The organism is Mesorhizobium sp. P160927 (genome assembly GCF_057766385.1).
In genome coordinates, this window is the sequence record NZ_JBYMDW010000001.1 from 125,411 (window position 1) to 147,935 (window position 22,525).

The 22,525-nt window shown below is 61.2% G+C and carries 22 protein-coding genes, 1 tRNA gene and 1 pseudogene; 11 read left to right on the top strand and 13 right to left on the bottom strand.

Annotated elements, in window-relative coordinates; all coding sequences use genetic code 11:
* Position 1 precedes the first annotated feature (1 nt).
* Positions 2-1,546 carry a SpoVR family protein gene (locus AC3CB8_RS00620; RefSeq protein WP_023783597.1) on the top strand — a complete coding sequence of 515 codons (1,545 nt, stop codon included), beginning with the start codon at positions 2-4 and terminating at the stop codon, positions 1,544-1,546.
* 374 nt (positions 1,547-1,920) lie between these two features.
* On the opposite strand, the gene AC3CB8_RS00625 is transcribed toward AC3CB8_RS00620, so the two are convergent.
* From AC3CB8_RS00625 to AC3CB8_RS00635, 3 genes are read right to left on the bottom strand one after another with little or no spacing between them, the layout of a single operon-like run.
* A complete protein-coding gene (locus AC3CB8_RS00625) occupies positions 1,921-2,811 on the bottom strand; it encodes an HlyC/CorC family transporter (RefSeq protein WP_023770826.1) in 891 nt (296 codons plus the stop codon).
* A gap of 1 nt (position 2,812) precedes the next feature.
* Positions 2,813-3,949: a 3-dehydroquinate synthase gene (gene aroB, locus AC3CB8_RS00630; RefSeq protein ID WP_352565792.1), complete on the bottom strand. Its 1,137-nt coding sequence runs from the start codon at positions 3,947-3,949 to the stop codon at positions 2,813-2,815.
* Positions 3,946-4,557 (bottom strand): shikimate kinase, encoded by a 612-nt coding sequence (locus AC3CB8_RS00635; protein ID WP_352565794.1) that lies wholly within the window; start codon positions 4,555-4,557, stop codon positions 3,946-3,948. The genes aroB and AC3CB8_RS00635 overlap by 4 nt, the downstream gene beginning before the upstream one ends.
* Before the next feature lie 210 nt (positions 4,558-4,767).
* Between AC3CB8_RS00635 and AC3CB8_RS00640 the strand changes: the two genes are divergently transcribed.
* The 5 genes from AC3CB8_RS00640 (at position 4,768) to AC3CB8_RS00660 (ending at position 8,750) form a co-directional block, all read left to right on the top strand.
* Positions 4,768-4,920 (top strand): hypothetical protein, encoded by a 153-nt coding sequence (locus AC3CB8_RS00640; RefSeq protein ID WP_015315495.1) that lies wholly within the window; start codon positions 4,768-4,770, stop codon positions 4,918-4,920.
* 36 nt (positions 4,921-4,956) lie between these two features.
* Positions 4,957-5,874, top strand: a complete 918-nt coding sequence (locus AC3CB8_RS00645; protein ID WP_352565796.1) for a site-specific tyrosine recombinase XerD — start codon at positions 4,957-4,959, stop codon at positions 5,872-5,874.
* Positions 5,875-5,972: 98 nt separating this feature from the next.
* A complete protein-coding gene (locus tag AC3CB8_RS00650) occupies positions 5,973-6,923 on the top strand; it encodes an acetyl-CoA carboxylase carboxyltransferase subunit alpha (protein WP_352565798.1) in 951 nt (316 codons plus the stop codon).
* A gap of 242 nt (positions 6,924-7,165) precedes the next feature.
* A complete protein-coding gene (locus AC3CB8_RS00655; RefSeq protein WP_023783602.1) occupies positions 7,166-8,497 on the top strand; it encodes a L,D-transpeptidase family protein in 1,332 nt (443 codons plus the stop codon).
* 10 nt (positions 8,498-8,507) lie between these two features.
* Positions 8,508-8,750, top strand: coding sequence for a sulfurtransferase TusA family protein (locus tag AC3CB8_RS00660; RefSeq protein ID WP_023783603.1), 243 nt, complete (start codon positions 8,508-8,510; stop codon positions 8,748-8,750).
* A gap of 3 nt (positions 8,751-8,753) precedes the next feature.
* Here the strand turns inward: AC3CB8_RS00660 and AC3CB8_RS00665 are convergent, their stop codons facing one another.
* The gene (locus AC3CB8_RS00665; protein WP_023783604.1) at positions 8,754-9,854 is read right to left on the bottom strand and encodes a CobW family GTP-binding protein; all 1,101 of its coding nucleotides are present in this window, start codon (positions 9,852-9,854) and stop codon (positions 8,754-8,756) included.
* A gap of 53 nt (positions 9,855-9,907) precedes the next feature.
* Positions 9,908-11,074, bottom strand: a complete 1,167-nt coding sequence (locus AC3CB8_RS00670) for a D-alanyl-D-alanine carboxypeptidase family protein (protein WP_023783605.1) — start codon at positions 11,072-11,074, stop codon at positions 9,908-9,910.
* 237 nt (positions 11,075-11,311) lie between these two features.
* On the opposite strand from AC3CB8_RS00670, the gene AC3CB8_RS00675 reads away from it, so the two are divergent.
* The 3 genes from AC3CB8_RS00675 (at position 11,312) to AC3CB8_RS00685 (ending at position 13,822) form a co-directional block, all read left to right on the top strand.
* Positions 11,312-12,475, top strand: a complete 1,164-nt coding sequence (locus tag AC3CB8_RS00675) for a M20 aminoacylase family protein (protein ID WP_015315488.1) — start codon at positions 11,312-11,314, stop codon at positions 12,473-12,475.
* An 82-nt stretch (positions 12,476-12,557) separates the two neighbouring features.
* Positions 12,558-12,634, top strand: a tRNA-Arg gene (locus tag AC3CB8_RS00680).
* Between the two features lie 249 nt (positions 12,635-12,883).
* Positions 12,884-13,822 (top strand): HNH endonuclease, encoded by a 939-nt coding sequence (locus AC3CB8_RS00685; RefSeq protein WP_084056341.1) that lies wholly within the window; start codon positions 12,884-12,886, stop codon positions 13,820-13,822.
* Between the two features lie 926 nt (positions 13,823-14,748).
* Here the strand turns inward: AC3CB8_RS00685 and AC3CB8_RS00690 are convergent.
* Together AC3CB8_RS00690 and AC3CB8_RS00695 are read right to left on the bottom strand one after the other, a co-directional pair.
* The gene (locus AC3CB8_RS00690; RefSeq protein WP_352564099.1) at positions 14,749-15,372 is read right to left on the bottom strand and encodes a hypothetical protein; all 624 of its coding nucleotides are present in this window, start codon (positions 15,370-15,372) and stop codon (positions 14,749-14,751) included.
* Positions 15,373-15,692: 320 nt separating this feature from the next.
* The gene (locus AC3CB8_RS00695; RefSeq protein ID WP_156939875.1) at positions 15,693-16,532 is read right to left on the bottom strand and encodes a toll/interleukin-1 receptor domain-containing protein; all 840 of its coding nucleotides are present in this window, start codon (positions 16,530-16,532) and stop codon (positions 15,693-15,695) included.
* A 156-nt stretch (positions 16,533-16,688) separates the two neighbouring features.
* Here AC3CB8_RS00695 and AC3CB8_RS00700 point away from each other — a divergent pair, with 156 nt between their 5' ends.
* On the top strand, positions 16,689-16,793 hold the full coding sequence (locus tag AC3CB8_RS00700) for a helix-turn-helix domain-containing protein (RefSeq protein ID WP_156939873.1): 105 nt from the start codon (positions 16,689-16,691) through the stop codon (positions 16,791-16,793).
* A 189-nt stretch (positions 16,794-16,982) separates the two neighbouring features.
* On the opposite strand, the pseudogene AC3CB8_RS00705 reads toward AC3CB8_RS00700, so the two are convergent.
* Positions 16,983-17,156 (bottom strand): annotated as a pseudogene (locus AC3CB8_RS00705) (LysR family transcriptional regulator); the annotation flags it as partial.
* A 103-nt stretch (positions 17,157-17,259) separates the two neighbouring features.
* Between AC3CB8_RS00705 and AC3CB8_RS00710 the strand changes: the two are divergent.
* A complete protein-coding gene (locus tag AC3CB8_RS00710; protein ID WP_352564249.1) occupies positions 17,260-18,204 on the top strand; it encodes an SDR family oxidoreductase in 945 nt (314 codons plus the stop codon).
* Here AC3CB8_RS00710 and AC3CB8_RS00715 read toward each other — a convergent pair.
* From AC3CB8_RS00715 to AC3CB8_RS00735, 5 genes are all read right to left on the bottom strand, one after another.
* The gene (locus tag AC3CB8_RS00715) at positions 18,173-19,057 is read right to left on the bottom strand and encodes an MBL fold metallo-hydrolase (RefSeq protein ID WP_352564100.1); all 885 of its coding nucleotides are present in this window, start codon (positions 19,055-19,057) and stop codon (positions 18,173-18,175) included. The genes AC3CB8_RS00710 and AC3CB8_RS00715 overlap by 32 nt on opposite strands.
* 216 nt (positions 19,058-19,273) lie before the next feature.
* Entirely contained in the window at positions 19,274-19,744 is a 471-nt protein-coding gene (locus AC3CB8_RS00720; RefSeq protein WP_352564101.1) for a DUF2231 domain-containing protein, read from the bottom strand.
* Positions 19,745-20,007: 263 nt separating this feature from the next.
* Positions 20,008-20,361 (bottom strand): cupin domain-containing protein, encoded by a 354-nt coding sequence (locus AC3CB8_RS00725; RefSeq protein WP_023770850.1) that lies wholly within the window; start codon positions 20,359-20,361, stop codon positions 20,008-20,010.
* Between the two features lie 125 nt (positions 20,362-20,486).
* Entirely contained in the window at positions 20,487-21,380 is an 894-nt protein-coding gene (locus AC3CB8_RS00730; protein WP_023770851.1) for a sugar phosphate isomerase/epimerase family protein, read from the bottom strand.
* 133 nt (positions 21,381-21,513) lie between these two features.
* On the bottom strand, positions 21,514-22,452 hold the full coding sequence (locus tag AC3CB8_RS00735; RefSeq protein ID WP_015315481.1) for an ABC transporter substrate-binding protein: 939 nt from the start codon (positions 22,450-22,452) through the stop codon (positions 21,514-21,516).
* Between the last annotated feature and the right edge of the window lie 73 nt (positions 22,453-22,525).

A 22,525-nucleotide genomic window follows, 5' to 3' on the forward strand; every position in this document is an offset into this window, starting at 1 on the left:
CATGGCCAGGACAGCCAGCAAACCGGGTTTGCTCTTTTCCGGATCCGACTGGGATTTCCCGAAATTGTCGCACGCCTACGAGGCGATCGCGGCAATCGCCATCGAGGACCTCAAGCTGGACACCTATCCGGTGCAGATGGAAATCATTTCCTCGCAACAGATGCTCGACGCCTATTCATCGGTCGGCATGCCGCTGATGTACCGTCATTGGTCGTTCGGCAAGCATTTCCTGTACCAGGATTTTCTCTACCGCAAGGGTGGACGGGGCCTGGCTTACGAACTGGTCATCAACTCCAATCCCTGCATCGTCTACCTGATGGAGGAAAACACCATGGCCTTGCAGGCCCTGGTGACGGCGCATGCGGCGCTCGGACACAATCATTTCTTCAAGAACAATCACCTGTTCCGGCAGTGGACCGACGCCGGGGGGATTCTGAGCTACCTGGAGTTCGCCAAGGGCTACATCGCCCGATGCGAGGAGCGGCACGGACTGTCGGCCGTGGAAAGCATTCTCGACTGCGCCCACGCGCTGATGGAACAAGGCGTGTTCCGATACCACAGGCCGCCAAAGCTGTCGTCGGAGCGGCAGCGTGAAGGGCTGCGCGAGCGCCTGGAGTATGAAGAACGCTCCTACAACGACTTGTGGCGCACGCTGCCACCCTCGCAGGAGAGCAGCAAGACGGAGAAGAAGGACGAAGGCTTGGCGGAGCGGAAGAAATCGCTCAACCTGCCCGAGGAAAATCTGCTCTATTTCCTCGAGAAGAACAGTCTTATCCTGGAGCCCTGGCAGCGCGAGATCATCCGCATCGTGCGCATCGTCGCGCAGTATTTCTATCCGCAGCGGCAAACGCAGGTGATGAATGAAGGCTGCGCCACCTTCGTGCATTACACCCTCATGAACGCATTGTTCGACCGCGGCCAGATCAGCGAGGGCGCCATGCTCGAGGTCCTGCGCAACCATTCCAATGTGATCTTCCAGCCGGCCTTCGACGACCCCCGGTTCTCCGGTATCAACCCATACGCGCTCGGCCTCGACATGATGCAGGACATCCAGCGCATTTCGACCGCGCCTACGGCGGAAGACCGCGACTGGTTTCCCGACATCGCGGGCCGGGGTGACTGGCGCGATGTGCTCCTGGACGCCTGGGCCAACCACCGCGACGAATCCTTCATCCGCCAGCACCTCAGCCCAGCCCTGATACGGAAATGGCGGATGTTTGTCCTGGCCGATCAGGCCGACAACGCGCATTACGAGGTCGCCTCGATCCACAACGAGCGCGGCTACCAAAAGATACGTGCCGCGCTGGCCCAGAGCTACGACATCGGGGCGAGCCGGCCGGATATCCAGGTGGTGGATGTCGACCTGCTCGGTAACCGGCATTTGCGGCTGCAGCACAAGGTGAAGGAGGGCGTACTGCTCGACAGCGGCAGCCGCGACGCGACCCTGCGCCATGTCCGAAGCCTCTGGGGTTATGAGGTCAGCCTCGCTTCGGTCGACGCCGAAACCGGTGCGACGCTCAGCGAGCGCTCAAGCAACGACTGTTGAATTTCCGCCCGGCCGCATCGGCGGGTGCCCGGCACAACGAGTGGAACACAGCCGGTGCGCTCAACCGACCCTCGTTCAGGAACGCCAGCGCGGCTGCTTGGCCTGACCGTAGGCCACAGTTTCCGGGGATGGCGTATCTCGCGCCGCTCTCGTGCGGGTTGGCAACAAGGCAGCCATCGAGGCCAGGAGCAAGGTTCGCCGATCGATCGTCATCGGCGAAGAATGCATCGTGGCGGGGGGGGTTTCCGCGAAGGATTGGTAAGGCGACGGCTCGATAGCAATTCCAGGAAAAAGTGCGTAGCGGCTTTCCGCCCGGAATCTCGTAAAACAAAGAGTTAGAGCGGCTCGGCGATCCTATCAAACACTGACCCGATCTAACTGTCGCCGGCCGGCCGGATCCTGACCCTGGCAATCCGGTTCTTGTCGCGTTTCATGACGACGAAGCGCTTGCCGTGAAAGGTAAAAGCCTGCTTCTCCTCGGGGATCGATTGCGCCTCGTGGATGACGAGGCCGGCGATCGTCGTCGCCTCTTCGTCCGGCAGGTTCCAGTCGAGCGCCCGGTTGAGGTCGCGGATCGGCACCGTGCCCTCGACGACGACGGAGCCGTCCGCCTCCTGCTTGACGCCCTGGATGTCGACATCGTGCTCGTCCGCGATCTCGCCGACGATCTCCTCGATAATGTCCTCCAGCGTCACCAGCCCTTCGACCTCGCCATATTCATCGACGACGACGGCAAAATGCGCCTTGCGGCGCAGGAAGGCGTTGAGCTGTTCCTGCAAGGTCGTGGTGTCGGGCACGAACCACGGTTTTGACGCGATCTTCATCACGTCGATCCGCGAGAAATCATTGCCGGCTTCGTTCAGCGCGCGCAGCAGATCCTTGGCGTGCAGCACGCCGACGATGTTGTCGAGTGAACCTTTCCAGAGCGGCATGCGGGTGTGCGGGCTCTGCAGGATCTCGCGCACCACCGCTTCCGGCGCATTGTCGGCATTGACCGAGCGCATATTCGTGCGGTGGACCATGACGTCGGAAACTTCGAGCTCTTCGAGGTCGAACAGGCCGCCGATGCGGTCGCGATCCTCACGCACCACCTGGCCGTCGCGGCGAAAATCGTCGACCGCGCCGCGCAACTCGTCCTGACTCGACCGCTGCGGCTCGATGCGCGAGAGTTCATAGCCGAACATGGCAAGCAGGCGGGTTCGCACGGCAACGACCAGGATGACGAGGATGGCAAGAACGGCGAAGACGACCCAGCCAGTGTCCATCTCAGCCGGCTTTCCCGTTGCCTGGATGGTTTTCCCTGAGGAACGCCAGCACTTCCGAGGCCGGCACATCCTTGGCGATGAAAGCCTCGCCGATCCCGCGCGTCAGAATAAAGGTCAGCGCACCGCGCGACACTTTCTTGTCCTGCGTGATGAATGAAAGCAGCGCATCGGCATCGGGCAAGTCGCCCGGAATGTCGGCCATCCGCCACGGCAGCCCGACGGCACGCAGATGCGCCTCGACGCGGGCCGCGTCGTCGGGGCTGGCGAGATTGAGCCGAGAGGAGAACCGGTACGCCAGCGCCATGCCGATGGCGACCCCCTCGCCGTGGACGAGGCGCGTCCCGTCATACAGCGTGGCGGCTTCGAGCGCGTGCCCGAACGTATGGCCGAGGTTGAGCAGAGCGCGGTCGCCGGTCTCGAACTCGTCGCGGGCAACGACATCGGCCTTGGCGCGGCAGGCTTCGGCAATGGCCTCGACCCGCTCCGGTCCGCCGGCGAACACCTTTTCCCAATTCGCTTCCAGCCAGGCGAAGAAATCCGGCCGGTCGATCAGCCCGTATTTGGCAAGCTCGGCATAGCCGGCGCGAAATTCGCGGATCGGCAGCGTGTCGAGCACTTCGGTATCGGCCAGCACCAGCCTGGGCTGGAGGAAGACGCCGACGAGGTTCTTGCCGCGCGGGCTGTTGATGCCGGTCTTGCCGCCGACCGAAGAATCGACCTGCGCCAGAAGCGAGGTCGGAACCTGCACGAAATTCATGCCACGCCGCACGATCCCGGCGGCAAAACCGGTGAGATCGCCGATGACGCCGCCGCCAAGCGCGATGACGACGTCGCCGCGCTCCAGCCTAGCGGCCAGGACGCCGTCGACCACCGCCTCGAGATGGGCAAAGCTCTTGGTCTTCTCGCCGGGCGGCATCGTGATGATCGCGGGCTGGATGCCACTCTTCTCGAGCCCGGCCCTCAGCGTATCGAGATGCGCGGCGGCGACGTTCTCGTCGGTCACCACAGCGGCGCGCGTGCCCGGCAGCCGGCGCGAAATCTCAACGCCGGCGCGCGACAGCAGGCCGGAGCCGATCAATATGTCGTAGGCACGGTCGCCCAGACCGACTTCGACTGTGACTGGCTGATCCGCGCTCATGATTCGACCTCGCCCGTCGCGGCTATCGCATCGATGCCGAAATGCCGGCACAGCGCCTCGATCACCTCGGCCGCGATGATCTCCTTGCGATCGTCGCGGGTCGGCACGGTGACGTCAGAGGTCGCATAGACCGGATAGCGTTCCGCCATCAGCCGCTCCAGCACGGCACGGGGATCGGCGCTTTTCAAGAGCGGCCGGTTCTGCTTCTTGGAAACGCGGTCCATCAGAAGGTCGAGTTCGGCCTTCAGCCACACCGAGACGCCATGGGCGGCGATGGCTTCGCGCGTCTGCGCGTTCATGAAGGCACCGCCGCCGGTCGACAGAACCTGCGGACCGTTTTCCAGCACGCGCAGGATGACACGCTGTTCCAAGGCCCTGAACTCGGGTTCGCCATAGCGCTCGAACAGCTCCGGCACGCTCATCCGCGACACGCTTTCGATCTCCTGGTCGCTGTCGATGAAGGGCAGCGAAAGCATGGTCGCCACCTTGCGGCCGATCGCCGTCTTGCCGGCGCCCATTAGCCCGACAAAGACGATGGACCGGCTGCCCAGCCGGCCAAGCAGCGTGCCATGGGTCTCGCCTGGGGGATTTGCCTGTAGCGCGTTCATCGGCTGCTTCTTCGGCCCTCTTTGCCGGCGTATCGACATGAAAAGCCGGTTTGCGTCAAGCGTGCCGAGTGCCTTGGGCCGATATGGACAGAGCGACGCTTGCGTCAGGAGTTGCTAACAGGGTCCGCTTCTTCCTTGAATTGGCCGGATTGGCGTCCCATAAGGGCACAGGGTTTGGAAACGCAGAACAAGAAGACGGGCGAGAACTGAATGCCGACACTGTTTCGCTTTGTCGTGACCCTCGCGATTCTGGCCGGCATTGCCTATGGTACGATGTTCGCGCTGGTGATGTTCGTCGAGCCGAAAAAAGCCGAGATGAGCGTGCGTATTCCGCCGGAAAAGCTCAATCCGAAGAAAAACTGAACCCCAAGAAGACCGACTCGGAACCGCCTCAAGGACATGAACAGCGCCGCTCGCATCGAGGCCTTCCTGGAAATGATGAGCGCCGAGCGCGGAGCGGCGGAGAACACGCTTTCCTCCTATCGCGGCGATCTCGAGGATGCTTCCGAGGGGATCGATGGCGGACTTGCCCGCGCCGGCGCCGCCGACATCAGGGCCTATCTCGACGATATCGCCGCGCGTGGCTTCGCGCCGACCTCGCAGGCGCGCAAACTGTCGGCGATCCGGCAGTTCTTCAAGTTCCTCTACGCCGAGGGCCTGCGCGCGGATGACCCCACCGGCACGCTGGACAGCCCGAAAAAAGGCCGCCCGCTGCCTAAGACGATGAGCGAGGCCGAAACCGGCCGGCTGATCGACCGCGCCGCGCAGGAAGCCGGCGATGATGGGCTCGGCCACGCCGACAGGCTGGCGGCCTTGCGCCTGCATGCGCTGGTCGAAGTGCTCTACGCCACCGGACTGCGCGTTTCCGAGCTGGTCGGCCTGCCGGTGACGGTGGCACAGCGCGACGACCGTTTCTTCATGGTACGCGGCAAGGGCGACAAGGAACGCATGGTGCCGCTGTCGGCCAAGGCGCGCGCGGCGATGCGGAACTGGCTTGAAGCCCGGGCCAAGCTGCCCGCCTTCGCCAACAGCCCGTTCCTGTTTCCGGCGGCATCCGACAGCGGCTATCTCTCGCGCCAGGTCTTTGCCCGTGACCTGAAAGGATTGGCGGCGCGCGCCGGCATCGCCTCGGCCAAAATCTCGCCGCACGTGCTGCGCCATGCTTTCGCCAGCCATCTCCTCCAGAACGGCGCCGACATGAGAGCCGTTCAGCAACTGCTTGGCCATGCCGACATATCGACGACACAGATTTACACCCATGTGCTGGAAGAGCGGCTGGTGCGGCTGGTCAACGAGCATCATCCGCTTGCCGACTAGGCCTCATATCGCTATGTGAGGACGACATTTCACCGCCCGGAGCCTTGGTTTCAACGGTTCCGCTGTCATTGCCTTCCGACGTATCGGTCCGCCCAAGCATGTACAATTACCTCGATTTCGAAAAGCCGGTCCAGGATCTTGAGCTCAAGATCCTCGAACTCAAGAAGCTTGCCGAGAACGGCGAGGCGGTCGATGTCGCCGATGAGATCACCAGGCTCGAGAAGCGCTCGCGCGACGCGCTGCGCGAACTCTACAAGGCGCTGACGCCGTGGCAGAAAGTGCAGGTGGCGCGCCACTCCGACCGGCCGCACTGCATCGACTACATCAAGGGCCTGTTCAGCGACTTCACGCCACTCGCCGGCGACCGCAATTTCGGCGAGGACCAGGCGATCGTCGGCGGCTTTGCCCGTTTCCGCGGCGAGCCCATCGCGATTCTCGGCCAGGAAAAGGGTTCGGACACGGCGAGCCGCCTGAAGCACAATTTCGGTTCGGTACGCCCCGAAGGCTATCGCAAGGCGGTGCGGCTGATGGAACTGGCCGACCGTTTCAAGATCCCGCTTTTGACGCTGGTCGACACGGCCGGCGCCTATCCCGGCGTTGGCGCCGAGGAGCGCGGCCAGGCCGAAGCCATTGCCCGATCGACCTCGGCCTGCCTTGGCCTGAAAGTACCGTCGATCTCGGTGGTTATCGGCGAAGGCGGTTCGGGCGGCGCTATCGCGATCGCCACCGCCAACCGCGTCTACATGCTCGAACACGCCATCTATTCGGTGATTTCGCCGGAAGGTGCCGCCTCCATCCTGTGGCGTGACACGACGCGCTCCAAGGACGCGGCAACCAACATGAAGATCACCGCGCAGGATCTCCTGGAACTGAAGGTCATCGACGCCATCATCCCCGAGCCGATGGGTGGCGCCCAGCGCGCGCCCGAAACGGTGATTGCCGCGACCGGCGATCTCATAGCCAAGACAATGAACGAATTCGCCGGCGCCAACACCGATTTCCGCGAACAGCGCCGCGAGAAGTATCTGGCGATAGGCCGCAGCCTCTGACGCCTTTTGGGCGGCGGAACAAGGCAGACGGAAGCTGCCTGTCCACGCCAATGTGGCGGCGATGAGCAATTTCGCCACAAAAATGCCGCCCCATTCGGTTCAATGAAATCACCGCGGGAGAACGGCCGAGCCTTGCGGTAAGGAATTTTCAAGGTTAACGGGCTTACGGTCCGTCAGTGTTCAGCATGCGGGTGTGGCCGTTTCGAAGCCATTGGCCCGAAAGAAAAGACATAGCCTTATCCATGTTTGCCAAGCTTGCCCGCACTGGAGTTCTTGCCGCCTCGATTGCCGTCGCGGGCTGTAATGATTCGTCGATGAAGGACTTTGCCCCGGAAGCCAACAAGCCGCTGCCCGACAAGGTCCTTGCCGATATGAGAGCCAAGGGCATGGTCCGCACCTCTTCGGTGATGGCGCGCATCTTCAAGGAAGAAGGCAAGCTTGAGATCTGGAAGGCCAAGACCAATGGCCGCTACGACATGGTGGCGAGCTACGACATCTGCAAATGGTCGGGCAAGCTCGGCCCGAAATACACCGAAGGCGACCGCCAGGCGCCGGAAGGTTTTTACACGGTTCGCCCGTCGCAGATGAATCCGCGCTCGAATTACCATCTGTCGTTCAACATCGGCTTTCCCAACGCCTATGATCGTGCCAATGGCCGCACCGGCCAGAACCTGATGGTGCATGGCGCCTGCTCGTCATCGGGCTGCTATTCGATGACCGACGCCCAGATCGAGCAGATCTACGCCTTCGGCCGCGACGCCTTCCAGGGTGGCCAGACCGAGTTCCAGATCCAGGCTTTTCCGTTCCGCATGACGGCCGCCAACATGGCGCGCTACCGCAACGACCCGAATTACGAATTCTGGAAGATGCTGAAAGTCGGCTACGACAATTTCGAGGTCACCAAGGTGCCACCGAAAGTCGACGTCTGCGAGAAGCGCTACGTCTTCAACCAGGTCGCCCCCGATGGGCAGACCTTCAATCCGACCGGCCCCTGCCCGGCGACCACGCAGCCGGATTCGCTTAGGAGCGCCTATAACGCCTATCAAAGCACCTATGACTCGGCCTTCAACAGCGCGCTCAAGGCCAGTGTGCCGCCACCCAAGCCGACGATTGCCGGCATCAAGGAAGCGAGCATCGTCTCCGACTGGTCCAAGCGCCGGGCGCGTGGCGAGCGCGTGCCGATCGATCCGCCGTCGCTCAACACCGACGGTTCGGTGACCGAGACGTCGCGCATGGGCCGCATCGATTCGCCCGCCGGCCGCAAGATGGCCGCGCTCGAAGCCGAAAAGGCCGCCAAGGAGAAGGCCGAGCGAGAGCGGGTGGCGGCGATAGAAGCGGCAAAAGCGGCGAAGGAAGCCGCCAAGGCGCAAGCGTTGGCCGAAAAGGAAGCTGCCAAGGCGCAAGCCGTGGCTGCGAAGGAAGCGGCTAAGGCCGCCAAGGAAGCTCCGGTTGCCCCCGCGACCATCGCGGCCCCGGCGGAGGCCGCGCCGGCAGCCGAGACGCAGGCGGCGAGCGCCGATGAAAGCCGGGTTACGAAGCTGAAGAACAAGTTGCTCGGCATGTTCGGCGGCTGAGGTTTTCACCTTGGCCGAACTGATAGCTATCTACGACCTCAAGGGGCTGAACTGCCCTTTGCCGGTCCTCAAGGCGAAAAAGCGCCTGGCCGGGATGCAGCCCGGCAGCAGGCTCTGGCTCGAAACCACCGACCCTCTGGCTGTCATCGATATTCCTGCCTTCTGCGCCGACAGCGGACATCAGTTGATCGAGACGGCGGCGATGTCCGGTGGCCATCGCTTTCTGGTTGAACGCGGCCAACAGCGCCCGTAAAGCTCAACGCCCGGCGATCGCCAGGGGATTGTTTTCCAGCGCCGCGCGGTCGGGCGTGTCGACCGAAGGCCGGTTGGTGAAGGCGGCGAACAGCCGGCGCACATAGTCTTCCGGCATGTCGAGCGTAATCAGCACCAGCCGCGTGCCGCGCTGGCTGTCCGGCCAGGACGGCAACCGCACCGGCGGATGCAGGATCTTTTGGACGCCATGCACGACCAAGGGCCGCGACGGATCCTCCTGCAATTCGATGACGCCCTTCATCCGCAGCAGGTGCTCGCCATGTGTGGAACGCAGGAGATCGAGGAACATCTCGATGGCTGAAAACGGCACCGGCCCGTCATGCACCAGCGAGTGGGTTTTTACGCGCTGATCGTGGCGATGGGCATGGTTATGCCCTTCATGGTCATGGTCACGTTGGTGGTGATCATGCGCGGCTTCTTCGCCGAGCCAGCGCCGCACGTCGGCGGATTTGGCCGCAGGATTGTAGAGACCGCAGTCGAACAATGCCGCCACCCCGGTTTTCGTCTCCCCGGCATCGAGCACTCGAGCCCCGGGATTGATCTGCCGCAAGCGCGCCCGCAGCGTGGCGAGGTCGCCGTGACCGGTGGCCAGATCGGCCTTGGAGAGCACGATGCGGTCGGCCACGGCGACCTGCTTGACCGCCTCGATATGCGCATCGAGCGTAGCATTGCCGTTGACCGCATCCACCAGGGTGATGACGCCGTCGAGTCGAAAGGCCTGGACCAGCGCCGGATGGGCCATGATCGACTGCAGCACCGGCGCCGGGTCGGCCAATCCCGTGGTTTCGACGATGACGCGGCCAAGCCGGACGATGCGGCCGGTCTGCAGCCGGTCGACCAGCTCGGCCAGCGTGTCGACAAGTTCGCCGCGCACCGTGCAGCACAGGCAGCCGTCGGAAAGCTGGATGATGCCGTCGGAGGCCTGCTCGACCAGCAGATGGTCGATCGCCACCTCACCAAACTCGTTGATGATGACCGCGGTGTCGACGAGCGCCGGATCCTTCAGGAGCCGATTGAGCAATGTCGTCTTGCCGGCGCCGAGAAAGCCGGTCAGCACCGAGACTGGGATCGGGAAACCGCTCATCTGGTTCTGTCTTCTAGTTTGACCATGATCTCTCGCGAAAGCCGGATCATGCTCTAATTCGCGACCTTGGCCGGCTGGTCGCCTTGCGCGGCGGCACCCACGACTTTCGGGCCGGTGCCGGCGGGCACCGGCTTGTCGGGCCGCCAGGTCGGGATTGGTACGTCGGCATATTCCTGCGCGCCCTCGTCGAGGATCGCCTTAGGCGCCGGCCCCGTCGCGCCGCCAAGGCCGACGGCAACCAGTGTCGGTACATGATCGAGCTTCTCCCGATAGGGCGATTTAGACTGGTCCTTGGCGGCGGCCGGCGGCGGCGCCTCGGACTGCTCCGCCTTCGTCTTCTTCTTGCAGACTTCGTCATGCATGTCGTTGGGCGAGATCAGATCACCGTAGGGCGCGAGTGTGGTGACGGTGGTGGACCCCGCGGCAGGCGCGTCAAAGCCCTGATCGAGCAATTTGGCCGCGGTTTCGGCACGGCTGACCGCCGACTTCTCGCCAAGCACGACCGCCACCAGCGTACGTCCGTTGCGGGTCGCCGACCCGATCATGTTGAAGCCCGACGGGCAGACAAAGCCGGTCTTCATGCCGTCGGCGCCGGGATACCGGCCGATCAGGAGATTGTAGTTCGGAATGGCCTTCTTGCCGACCGCGAGCCCCTCGATCGAGAACCACGGCGCATATTGCGGGAACTCGCGGCGGATCGCCATCACCAGGATCGAAAGATCGCGCGCCGTCGTGTACTGGTCGGGCGAGTAAAGGCCGTTCGGGTTCACGAAATGGGTGCCGTTCATGCCGAGCCTGGCCGCCTCGGCATTCATCCTTTCAGCGAAGGCTGCCTGCGAGCCGCCGACATTCTCGCCGACCGCCATGGCGATGTCATTGGCCGACTTGACCAGCATCATCTTCAGCGCATTGTCGAGCCGCATCACCGAGCCGGGCTTGAAACCCATCTTGCTTGGCGGTTCGCCAGCGGAATGTTTGGTCACCTTGATCGGCGAATCGAGCTGGACTTCTCCGGCCGCGATCGCCCGGAAGGTCACATAGGCGGTCATCAGCTTGCTGAGCGAGGCCGGATACCAGCGCTTGAACGCATCCTGGTGCTGCAGGATCTGGCCGCTCTTCAGGTCGAAGACCACCACCGGATTGGCCAGCGCTGGCCCAGCCAGGACGGACAGCATGATTGCGCCAGCCGGGAATGTTTTGAGGAAATGCCTGTACCGCATGATCGAATCCGAAATCGCCTCTTGCCCTGATTGCCCCTGGCTCCGTAAGATTTCATTACGTGACCGCCAGCATAAGGATCCGACCCTCAAAAACCGGACCGCATTATTGCGGTGCTATTTACCCTATGTGACGCCAACATGGCAAAGCGCCTGACAATCATAATTGCAAGGCACCCCGGGCCCAATTGCAAACCACCAGGCTGAAGCCGGCTGCACCAACAACGAAATGGAACCATCATGCCAATCCTCAACCGCGCCGCCGAAATGCAGGACGAAGTCGCCGGCTGGCGACGACATTTGCACCAGACGCCAGAACTGAACTTCGATGTCTTCAAGACGGCGGCTTTCGTCACGGAAAAGCTGAAAGAGTTCGGCTGCGACGATGTGGTGACCGGCCTCGGCAAGACGGGCGTCGTCGGCATCATTCGCGGCCGTCAGGGGGAAGGCCCCACAATCGGATTGCGCGCCGACATGGATGCACTGCCGCTCAAGGAGATCACCGGCAAGCCCTACGCGTCGACCGTTCCGGGCAAGATGCATGCTTGCGGCCATGACGGCCACACCGCGATGCTGCTCGGTGCGGCGAAATATCTCGCCGAGACGCGCAACTTCACGGGCTCCGTGGCGGTGATTTTCCAACCGGCGGAAGAAGGCGGCGGCGGCGGCAACGAGATGGTCAAGGACGGCATGATGGAGCGTTTCGACATCGCTAAAGTGTTCGGCATGCACAACATGCCCGGCCTGCCGGTCGGCCAGTTCGCCATCCGTCCGGGCCCGATCATGGCGGCGACGGCCGAATTCACCATCACCGTGAAAGGCCGCGGCGGCCATGCGGCGATGCCGCACGGCACGATCGATCCGATCGTCATCACCAGCCAGTTGGTCGGCGCCTTGCAGACGATCGCCTCGCGCAGCACCGATCCGGTCGAGGCGGTGGTGGTGTCGGTGACCAAGTTCCACGCCGGCGACGCATACAACATCATCCCGGAATCGGCCGAGATCGCCGGCACCGTGCGCACGCTGAAGAAGGAGGTGGCCAGGAAATCGGAAGAGCGGATCCGCGCCATCTGCGCGGGACTTGCCACTGCCTATGGCGCGACGATCGAAGTCGACTACGACGCGAACTACCCGGTGACGTTCAATCACGCCGATGAGACCGTCTTCGCCAGCGATGTGGCCGCCGACGTGGCGGGCGATGCCCAGGTGCACCGCGAGATCCAGCCGGTGATGGGCGGCGAGGATTTCTCCTACATGCTGGAAGCCCGGCCTGGTGCCTTCATCTTCATCGGCAATGGCGAGACCGCCGGTCTCCACAACCCGGCCTACGACTTCAACGACGAAGCCATCCCGCACGGCATGAGCTATTGGGTGAAACTGGCGGAGACGGCGCTAGCCGCCTGAGGCCATAAAAATCGCCGGCCGAATTGCGTTCGACCGGCCCTCTTGGCGAAACGATCCGAAGGGGCTATGTGTCGGGCCGCGTGGTCCCGTAGCTCAGTAGGATAGAGCGGCAGATTCCTAATCTGTAGGTCACAGGTTCGATTCCTGTCGGGATCACCAAAATCGCTGAAAATACAAGGCGCTAGGCTGGTGATAGAGATGCTCATTGCCCGGAGCATATCTGTGTCCGCGTGATGTCCGCAACTTGCGCGTTGCTCCGCGAGCCGCGAGTGACCAGGCTGTGTCGCGCCCAATGTGGCGATGTCCCCACGGGTCTGTCTCAGATCGACCGCCGAACAAGCCCTGCGGTCGCGCGGACCGACTCCGCAGGAGCCTCGATTTCGGCTATACATCGGTCTGTGAGTCGAGATGACGCCAGTGGTAAAGCTGCCGCGAAATCATACTTCCCCTAGATCATTCGCGCCCCCAGCTCGATGCATCTATTGCGGTCGTGAGGGCGGAGAGCGCGGTCTTCGAGACGAGCATATCATTCCCGATGGAATTGGCGGACGGTTGGTTTACTCCAAGGCGAGCTGCCATGATTGCGAAAAAATCACATCCGCGTTTGAGGGGCGCGTCATAAGCCAAGCCTACGGAGATACGCGTGCAATACTTGGCCTAAAGCGTGGGAATGGCCGAAAATGGCCTAATGAATTCAATCTCACTGTCACGCGCGACGCTGAGGAGACCACTATTCCAGTAAAGGAGGATGGCCTGCCGGTCGCGATCTGGCTGACCTGCTTGAATCATCGCCCATTGATCCTGGACAACAAGCCGGTCAGCGGCAACACGAAGGTGGATCTCGCACTCTGGTCTCCACTTAAAGATTATCAAGACCGCCTAGCAAATTTGGGACCTGGAAGCGTGCCGGCTGCCAAGAGCTATCAGTTTGACCAGTTCTTCCGATTCATCAATCGGATCGCGTTCGCCTATGCACATGCTCTGCTAAAGGGAAAATTCTCCCCGCTGACTTCCGAATACGTGCTTAGAGACAGAGGCAAGTGGATCAGGAGATACATCGGTGCGGACATCATCGGACGGCCCGACGATGCCGCTTACGATATCCACGAACTCTACGTCGCTCAGGTTGAGGCCGGCGGGCTAATTTATATTGCCGTTCGGGTTCATCTTTTTGCCCTGAACAATTTCCCGGCGTACGTTGTCATCGTCGGCACAGCCAACGCCGAGACCGAGCAACCTACTAGTCCCGTTTACGATCAAAAGACGCCCGGAAAGTGGCTCGAGGAGAATTCTGTCTTGATGCGATCTCACCCTAGGGTTCGCTTTCGCTTTCGCAAGGATCGATAATCGCATGAAATAAGACTCCGACGCCCGCTGAACGATCGTGGCCGCGATCGCGCCGCAGATGTTCTTGACTTCGAATGGCATGGTGTCGACGCGCACATCGCCTCGCGCGCCGTCCGGTGATGTTGCGACGCGCCGCGCTGTTGCTCCGACGGCGGGTTCAGCCGACGCACTGATTGACGCGTTGACCAGCCTAGCGGCAGAGCTGCGCGCCCAAGTGGAACGATAGTCGGTGATTGGCTTGTCGCCAACGCTTGTTTGCCGGCGCCGCAAATGTTGGACGAGGAAGACAAGATCGAAGGACGGCTAACTTACTGACAGCTTTTAAGGGCAACGCCCTGCTTGTCTTTGTACGATTTGAGAGGCCCCTTCGCAGAGACCTTAACCGTTACGCCATCTTGTGCGCATATTAGACAAACGTTGGTCTCGCAAATGCGCAGGATTAGCGCTCGCGACGACGCGGCTGTCGTGCTGGAAACCCAAAAGTCGGAAACGTCAGACGAGTTTGTGACGGCTGGAGAATTCGGGTCATCCTTCATCGAGGCGACTAACGCTGAGAGTTTGCCTTCGAACGACACCAAATTCTGTACAGTGGAATAGGTCGTCCAACCAGTTAGAATAAGTAGCACGACCACGCTGAATACAAGCCAAGTCGTCAACCTGGCTCTCCGCTCCTTAAGCGTCTGAATAGCGAGATTGTATTTTTGAATTTGAGACATCCCATCGGTATTGATGTGGAATGACTCGTTCAGGGCGTTTACTAGCTCACGTTGCTGGTCAGGAGCCGCTTTAGAGATTGTTGAGGCTCGATGCCGAAGGAATAATGCGTAGGCGGAAAAGGAAGCAGCGGCAAGAAAGGCCACGAGCGTGAACGTCGATTGAACCTTAGGTACCGCATCCCAAATGTCTGCAAGCATAGCTTCACTCTTTTATTGAGGTATGCAGCCTGTTGGAGAAGCTGAAGACCAATCCGTTTTCAAGAATGCCTGCCACCCCGGACTAACCACGGCCACACACCCGTGCTGCACAAAAAGGCGGCTATCGCTAATGCCGTTTATCAGCTTGGGAGAATTGACATCAAAATTTGCGAACGTGGTAGCGATGTCCTGGGAATTGCTCTGCAGTAGGTCGAGTGAAAGCTTCAACGCCGAGGGATCGGCCTGCGCGATTGCGGGCGAAAGCGCTAAGAAGAGAGTATTTGCGAACGCTGCGGGATCGCTGACTGCTGGTCCGACAACATCCTTCGGGTCGTTCAGGAATCGTAGTCCCTGGGTAATTGGGTCGCCGTCACCGCTTTTGAGAAACTGCAGACCGTTGAGAAAGCCCTGCTTTTCAATCTCTTGCAGAGCAGCGGCCTTCGCATTCCCAGCTTCGAATGTGATGGTGCATTTACTGGACAGGTCGGCTACCGAGCATGTCCCTTCTCCGCTAGCCGACGCTTTCTGATTTTTTTTGCACTCACAAGTATTTTCCGCCGCGAAGGCGGAAACACTGCTTGCGACCAAAAAGAATGCAACCAATGCGTAGCGCGCGTTCTCACGGGTCCACATCATCGCCCCCTCAAATATTCTATAACGCTAATTTGTACAGATTTGGAAGTGAACTGGCGAGTCGGATTGAAGAAGGCTGCTGGTTTAGCCACTGCGGTGCTCTGCCTGCGGCTCGTTAAAATCCTGGAGCGACGTATGCCGAAGGTCTCACAGCGTCGCCGGCTACTCATGCCCTTCGGCGCGGCCCGGCTGGATCCTGGACCCCCTGAGCCGTTGGCGCATCTCGCGATTGAGGGTAATGAAGGCCGATCCGACATAGCGGCTGCGCCAGGTGATTTGGCATGAGTAGCCCGGTCATAAGCAGCTGGAGATGTCCAGTTGAATCAGTATTTCGAGCGACGGGGCGACGACGGCGCACCTGGTCGCGCGGCGAGCGGCGGCGGATTGCCACCTGAAGTTGGCAGGGTTGGAGGGCTCGGCGGTTTTGGCGGCGTCATAGATGACGACTTGCCGATCGAGAAGTGTGCTTCGTCATCAGGCGGGCTATCCGGGGCTCGTCTCATCAAGTGCAGCCATTCCCCAATACGCTCGTCTATGACGGTGCGCGCTGGCACCACGAGAGAGAGCAATTCCTTTATTTCACTTTGGCTGTGGCGCAGTCGCGCCTGTTCAGAGAGCAGCTGAGCAAGTGCGGCAGAAATGTTGGCGATCGCATCTGGCTTTGCCTGTCGCTCCTCCTCGTCATGATCGGCGGGGATAGCAGCATAGATTTGTTCCAGGTCGGGCCACCATTTGTCGAATGTCGCCGCGAGGCGATTCTCCTCTATGGGGGATGCCGAAGCCTTGTTGATATCTTTGGTCAGCTTCAAGATGCCTGGTCCGTCGAATCTATTGAATTGGAACTGACCAAGTGGGCTGCGAGCAAGGGCTAGCTCAGGCAAGTCACAGAGGAGAGGTGTCACACGTCCGGGTAGGGTGTTTGACAAAGCACCTGCTTCGAACAGAACCCAAGGTGCATTCTGGTTCGACTTAGTCACAATGACTATGCCAAAACCTCTCTCAGCAAGGGATTCGGCGATGGTATTCAGACCTCGATCGCCAGACACGATATCCTGGGAAGACACAAAAACGTCCACGGCCTGCAGCACATTTGGAAGCCAGTCCCTCAAGGCTTGAGCTATTGCATGGCTTTGCTTGCCGGACCAGCTGGCGAATATTTTCATGGGGTTCCCCTCCCTTATATAGCGAATATTAGCGTACTAGCGGTGTAGGCGAAACAGCCTGATCTCAGCCGGCACGTTTGGAATGAGGCTCATGGCTCAGTCGAAACCTCACGCGCAGGTGACAGCTGTCAGGTCTCACGCAGCACGAGGTGGCGGATGGGCGTCGACCGCGCCTATGTAAGCGGATTGGAGATGGGTAGGAGGAACCCCACGGTCATTACGCTTTGGCAGATAGCCGAAGCGATTGGGGTCAGGCCATAGGATCGATCTATTGTCCGAGGAAGAATAGCAAGATATCCGAACTCAACAGAAATTCGTCGGCGCCGGGAAGGTGATCTCTTGCCGATCCAACTTTGCGGAAGGGTAACCATGCAGACTTTGGCTGCGCTCCTCACGCCAACGATCGGTAAGCAGCCGGCCCGCACGTTCGTACAGCGCTCGCCCTTCCTAGGTCAGCTTGAGCATGCGTGCGCCGCGTTCGAACAGGCGCAGGCCAAGGCTGGCCTCAAACTCCGCTACCCGACGTGACAGCGTCGCCTTGGGGCGAGCGGCAGCGCGGGCGGCACGCCCGAAGCCGCCATGGCGCGCCACGATGACGAAATCAGCGAGAGCAAGCAGATCCATGTGTTCCACCAGTGATACGCTGCGTTCAAATATCACAGCTATCGGCCCATGTGCGAACCACTCATATTCGGGTTGTCAAGCAACCCAACTCGGAGAAACAATCATGACTATCCTCGTTACCGGCGCCACTGGCCGTGTCGGCCGCCAAGTCGTCCAGCAGCTCGTCAAGCGCGGCGCCGATGTGCGCGTCCTCGTTCGGGACATCTCGAAGGCTGACTTTCCGGCCGTCGTAGAGGTCGTTCAAGGCGAACTGCTCGATATCGACTCGCTGCGCAAAGCGTTTGCCGGCATCAACACACTGTTCCTGCTCAACGCCGTGTCGGGGGATGAATTCACCCAGGCGCTCATCACCCTGAACATTGCCCGCGAGTCAGGCCTCGAGCGAGTTGTCTACCTGTCGGTGATCCACAGTGATCGCTTCGTCAATGTGCCGCATTTCGCCGTGAAGTCCGGCGCGGAGCGGATGATCGAACAGATGGGCTTCAGCGCCACTATCCTGCGCCCGGCCTACTTCATCGACAATGAACTCATGATCAAGGATGTGATCTTCAACCATGGGGTCTATCCGATGCCGATCGGAGCCAAGGGCATCGCCATGGTCGACGCCCGCGACATTGCCGAGGTCGCAGCCGTCGAGCTGATCCGTCGTGACCAGGCCCCGGGCAAGCTGCCGATCGAAATCATCAATCTGGTCGGCCCCGATACGCTGACTGGTTCGGATGTAGCGGCGATCTGGTCGGATGTCCTGGGCCGCCCGATTGCCTATGGGGGCGATGATCCTACCGGGTTCGAGCAGAATCTGGCGAACATCATGCCCAAGTGGATGGCCTATGAGATGCGCCTGATGGCCGAGCGCTATGTCGCCGACGGCATGCTTCCGGAGGCCGGCGACGTCGAGCGTTTGACACGGATCCTGGGCCGCCCCCTGCACTCCTATCGCAACTTCGCGAATGAGCTTTTGAGGCCAACCGCATTCGCACTCAGCTTCAACGAGTGGCAGCTGTATGGCCCGAATCTTACTGGGGCTTGTCGCTCGGCGTCCATTTGAAGTGGTCGCCGTCTTTCTCGATCTGCCCAATACCTGGGAACGGAAAGTGTGGCGCGAAGATCATCTCGTGGTCCTTGGCCAGTGTGGCCAAGGTCTTGGCCCTGTTCTGCTCACCTTCCGGCTTGTCGCCGTCGAAGGCCACGGCCCAGTCCGGCTTGGCGAGCGAGATGATTGAGCTGTGCACCGTGTCGCCAATATCGAACAGCCGTTCTTTTCCGGATTTGATCTGATAGCCGACATGGCCAGGTGTGTGCCCCTTGAGCGCTACCGAGGTGATACCAGGCGCAATCTGGGCGCCGGCCTTGAAGGGTTTCACATGGCCGGCGATGACCTTGACGATATCGGCCGCATCCTTGTTGGACTTGGCGAAATCCCACTCCACGTCAGACATCCTTATCGTGGCATTGGGAAAAGCCAGTTTGCCGTCCTTGACCAGCCCTCCTATGTGATCGGGATGAGAATGGGTGATCAATATCTCGTCGACGTCAGCGGGTTTGATGCCGGCCTTGGCCAGGCTGTCCTGCAGCGCACCGCCGACACCCGTATCGATCAACACGACGCTGGTCTTCGATTTGACCAGCAGGGCGTCAACACTCAGCGTGATGGTATCGGTCGGCGCCCCCGCCGCCTTGAGCAGCTCGCCGACTTCCGCGGGGCTGTGATCGAGGCCGAAGGTCTTGCCATCGTTGGGCTTGACGAACTGGGCGTCGTGCAGGGCGACGATGTCGAGTGTGCCAAGCTTGAATGACTTGGCATCCGGCTGCTGCGCCGGCATTTGCGCCATTGCCAACCCCTGATGGAGCAGCATCAAAGTCGTTGTGGCCAACAGCCTGATGGAATTGGACCTTATCATGCGGGTATCCTCTGGCTGCTGAGGCGCGACCGTATCGGAAGACAGCTGGTGCGGCGGGCAATTCCGGGGTCGGGCCGATCACAAATTCGCTAGGGATATAGGCCTCGGGCACGGTCCGGCAATGGCGACCCCTTACCGATAGCCGCTTCCGGGACGACTCGGTAGGCTGGGCGTGTTCTCAAAGGCCTCGGCGAGCCCCGAAGAATAGTCCGCGCTTCAGCGTCGGCGCACTTCGCCTGGGTCATCGGCGACACCCACGCGATGACGGTAGACCATTTCCCAACCTTTCCAGCCCGTGAACAGAAGAATGAGAACCACGATCAGCGAGAGGACCAGGCCGGTGGGCATCACCGCCGTCTCGCCATGGGTATAGCGCGAGTACCAGTTGTAGAGTTCGATCAGGACGACGAGCACATTGCCGCCGGCGTGGAGCCAAGCGTCACTCAGATTTCGGATTTGAACATCGCCCAGGACATCGGTCAGCCCGGCAAGGGCTGCCAAAGCGGCCATTATCAGGCCCGCCCCAAGCAGCCAGAGACTAGCGGTCACCCATCCCGGATTGCCTGTTCGCCAGAAGATCAGGTCGCACACGAAGGTAGCGACGAAGAAAGCGATCGGGAAAGGAATCAGCATGGGATGGATCGGATGGCCGGCAATGCTTGCCGTGCTTTGCGGGTTGCGGGCCATGGTAATGCCTCCAAAGGCAGTCGCGCGCGACTGCGGTACATCTCTGAAAGACAGTGTGGAGTAAAACGCCGGCTGCAGGTGAAGGTTCCACACCCCAAAGCGGTAGAGCTCCGAAGCGGAAGGCGCGCGGGCACGGTTCGATGGCGGAGCTGGTTGAGTGGAGTCGTGGGGCGGATAGCTATGCCGCAGTAGGCGCAAAGTTATCCGTGCTTACCCGCCTTGGCGAACCACGGCGGGCCTGCTTCGGCTGCGATCGGGCGGGCTCAGCCGACCCTGACGACAAAATGCTTGGTCACCGGCTCGATGATCTTCCAGGTGCCCTTGAAATCGGCTTCCACCACGAAGGCGTCGCCGGGGCCGACCTCGACCGGCGTGCCGCCGTCGGGCGTGATGATGATGCGGCCGGCGATCATGTGCACGAACTCATAATCGGTGTAGGTCGCATGATAGGTGCCGGGCGACGCCCGCCAGGTTCCCGATATCACCTTGCCATCCGGAGTCGTGTGCTGGACGGCTGTCTGCATGGTTGGCTGGCCCTCGACCGCGATCCAGCCAGGCAGATCGCCGGCTTCCGCGTGCTCGACCGCGCCGAATTTCAGGATGGTCTTGTTCGTCATGCCGGGCTCCGTTTGCTTCATGTGTCCTGCGGTTCGGATAGCCGATGCACATGACGGGAGCAATGCCGTGCCATGCGAAACAGGCACGGCGGCGCATTCGGGCTGACCGGCGCGGACCTGGAGGATTATGGCTTGTGCCGTGCCGAGACCAGCTCTGCCTTGCGTTGCGCCGTCTCCAGCCCGAGACCGATGAAGGCGCGCGCGTGCTTGGCGAGCGCCATGTTGTCGGTCCACAGATTGCGCCAGATCGCCGTCTTCTTCGACAGGTTCTCGTCGACAATCTCCGAGGAGAAGGATTCGAAGCTGAGATCGTCGGCATAGCCGATTGCGGTCAGCGCGTCGAAAATCCCTGCGAAATCGATGTTGCCGGTGCCGAGGAAGCCGCGATGGCTTTCGCCGATATGGACATAGCCGATCTTGGCCGCGGCGTGGCGGATGGCCAGCCCGACATCGGCTTCCTCGATGTTCATGTGGAATGTGTCGAGATGCAGGAAGATGTTGTCCGACCCGGTGTCCTCGATAAAGGCCAACCCTTGCGCGGCGGTGTTGAGCAGGTTGCTTTCGAAGCGGTTGACGATTTCGAGGTTGAGCGTGACGCCGGCTGCCTTCGCCGTCTCGGCGACCTTTGCCAGCGTTGCCGCGCTACGGTTCCATTGATCGCGTGTCGGTGCCTCGATCTGCAGGCCATGGCTGGTCGAAAGAATGCCGGCGACCTTGCTGCCGCCAAGGTCGCGCGTCAGCGCGACGGTGTCGCTGAGGATCTCGACACCGCGGGCGGCGACCGCCTTGTCGGCGCTCGAAATATCGCCGTCACCAGGCAATCCGATGCTGATCGCGACGCCGAGACCAAGATCGAGGATGCGTTTGGCAAGCCCGCCAATATCGACATTGGCAGGGTCGAGATAAGAGAATTCAATCAGGTCGAAACCGGCCTCCCTGGTATTGGCCAGCGTGCGTTCGAGTTCGCTCTGCGCCGAGCTTGCCGACCAGACGAAGGAATGGATTCCGATGCGTGACATGATCGTCTCCGGTTAAAGCAATTCCGGGAAAAGCATGCAGCGGTTTTCCGTCCGGAATTGCGTAAAACAAAGAGTTAAGCGGCGAGGAGAATGGTGCGGCCGGATCGCTCCGGCCGCACCGGCCTTGGGAGGCTTATCGGGCCGCGGTCCAGCCCTTGTAGTCCTTCAGGTTCTCGGCCGTGATCAGCTTCGGGTCGAGCAGTACGGTGGCCTCCGCCGGCTTCTTGCCGGCGAGCAGGTCGGCCGCCATGGTCAGCGACTGGCCGGCCATCACATAGGGATCCTGCGAGGCCGAGGCCTTGATCATCGATTTGCCGGAAGAAAGTTCCTTTTCGATATCCGGCGCGCCGTCGACCGCGGTGAAGATGAACTCCGAACGGTTGAGCTGCTTGGCGGCGAGTTCCGCGCCGATCGCCGTCGGATCGTTGATGGCGAACACCGCGTCGATCTTGTCGAAACGGGTGAGCAGCGACTGGAACACTTTCAAGCCGCCATCGCGGGAGCCTTCGGCGTTCTGGTCATCGGACAGGATCTTGATGTCGGGATGCTGGGCAAGCACGTTCTTGCAGCCTTTCACCCGTTCCAGGATCGACGACGACGCCGGCCCGTTGAGGATGACATAGTCGCCCTTGCCGCCGGTGTGGTCGACCAGGTATTGGCAGGCTTCCTCGCCGGCCTTGACGTTGTTGGTCATCACCGTGACGTCGGCACCGGGCGCCGAAACGTCGAAGGCCGCGACGATGATGCCGGCGGCCTGCGCCTTCTTCACCGCCGGAGCGATCGCCTTGGCATCGACCGCGTTCAGCATGATCACATCGACGCCGGCGGCGATGAAGGAATCGACCTGCGAGACTTGCTTGTTGAGGTCGTAGTCGGCCGACACCGACGTCACCTCGACTTTCGGATTGATCTTCCTGGCCGCGTCCTCGATGCCCTTGATGGTGGCGACGAAGAAGGGGTTGCCGAGCAGGCCGACCGAGATGCCGACCTTGTTGAGGTCCTTGGCCGATGCCGGCGCGATGGCGACGGCCGCGAGGGCGGCGCCGCAGAGCAGTTTGGCGATGGTCTTCATTACGCTTACTTCCTCCTGATGCCCCGCGCCTCTCACGGTGCGTTACACAAGCCGGTCGTTGATGCCGGCGACT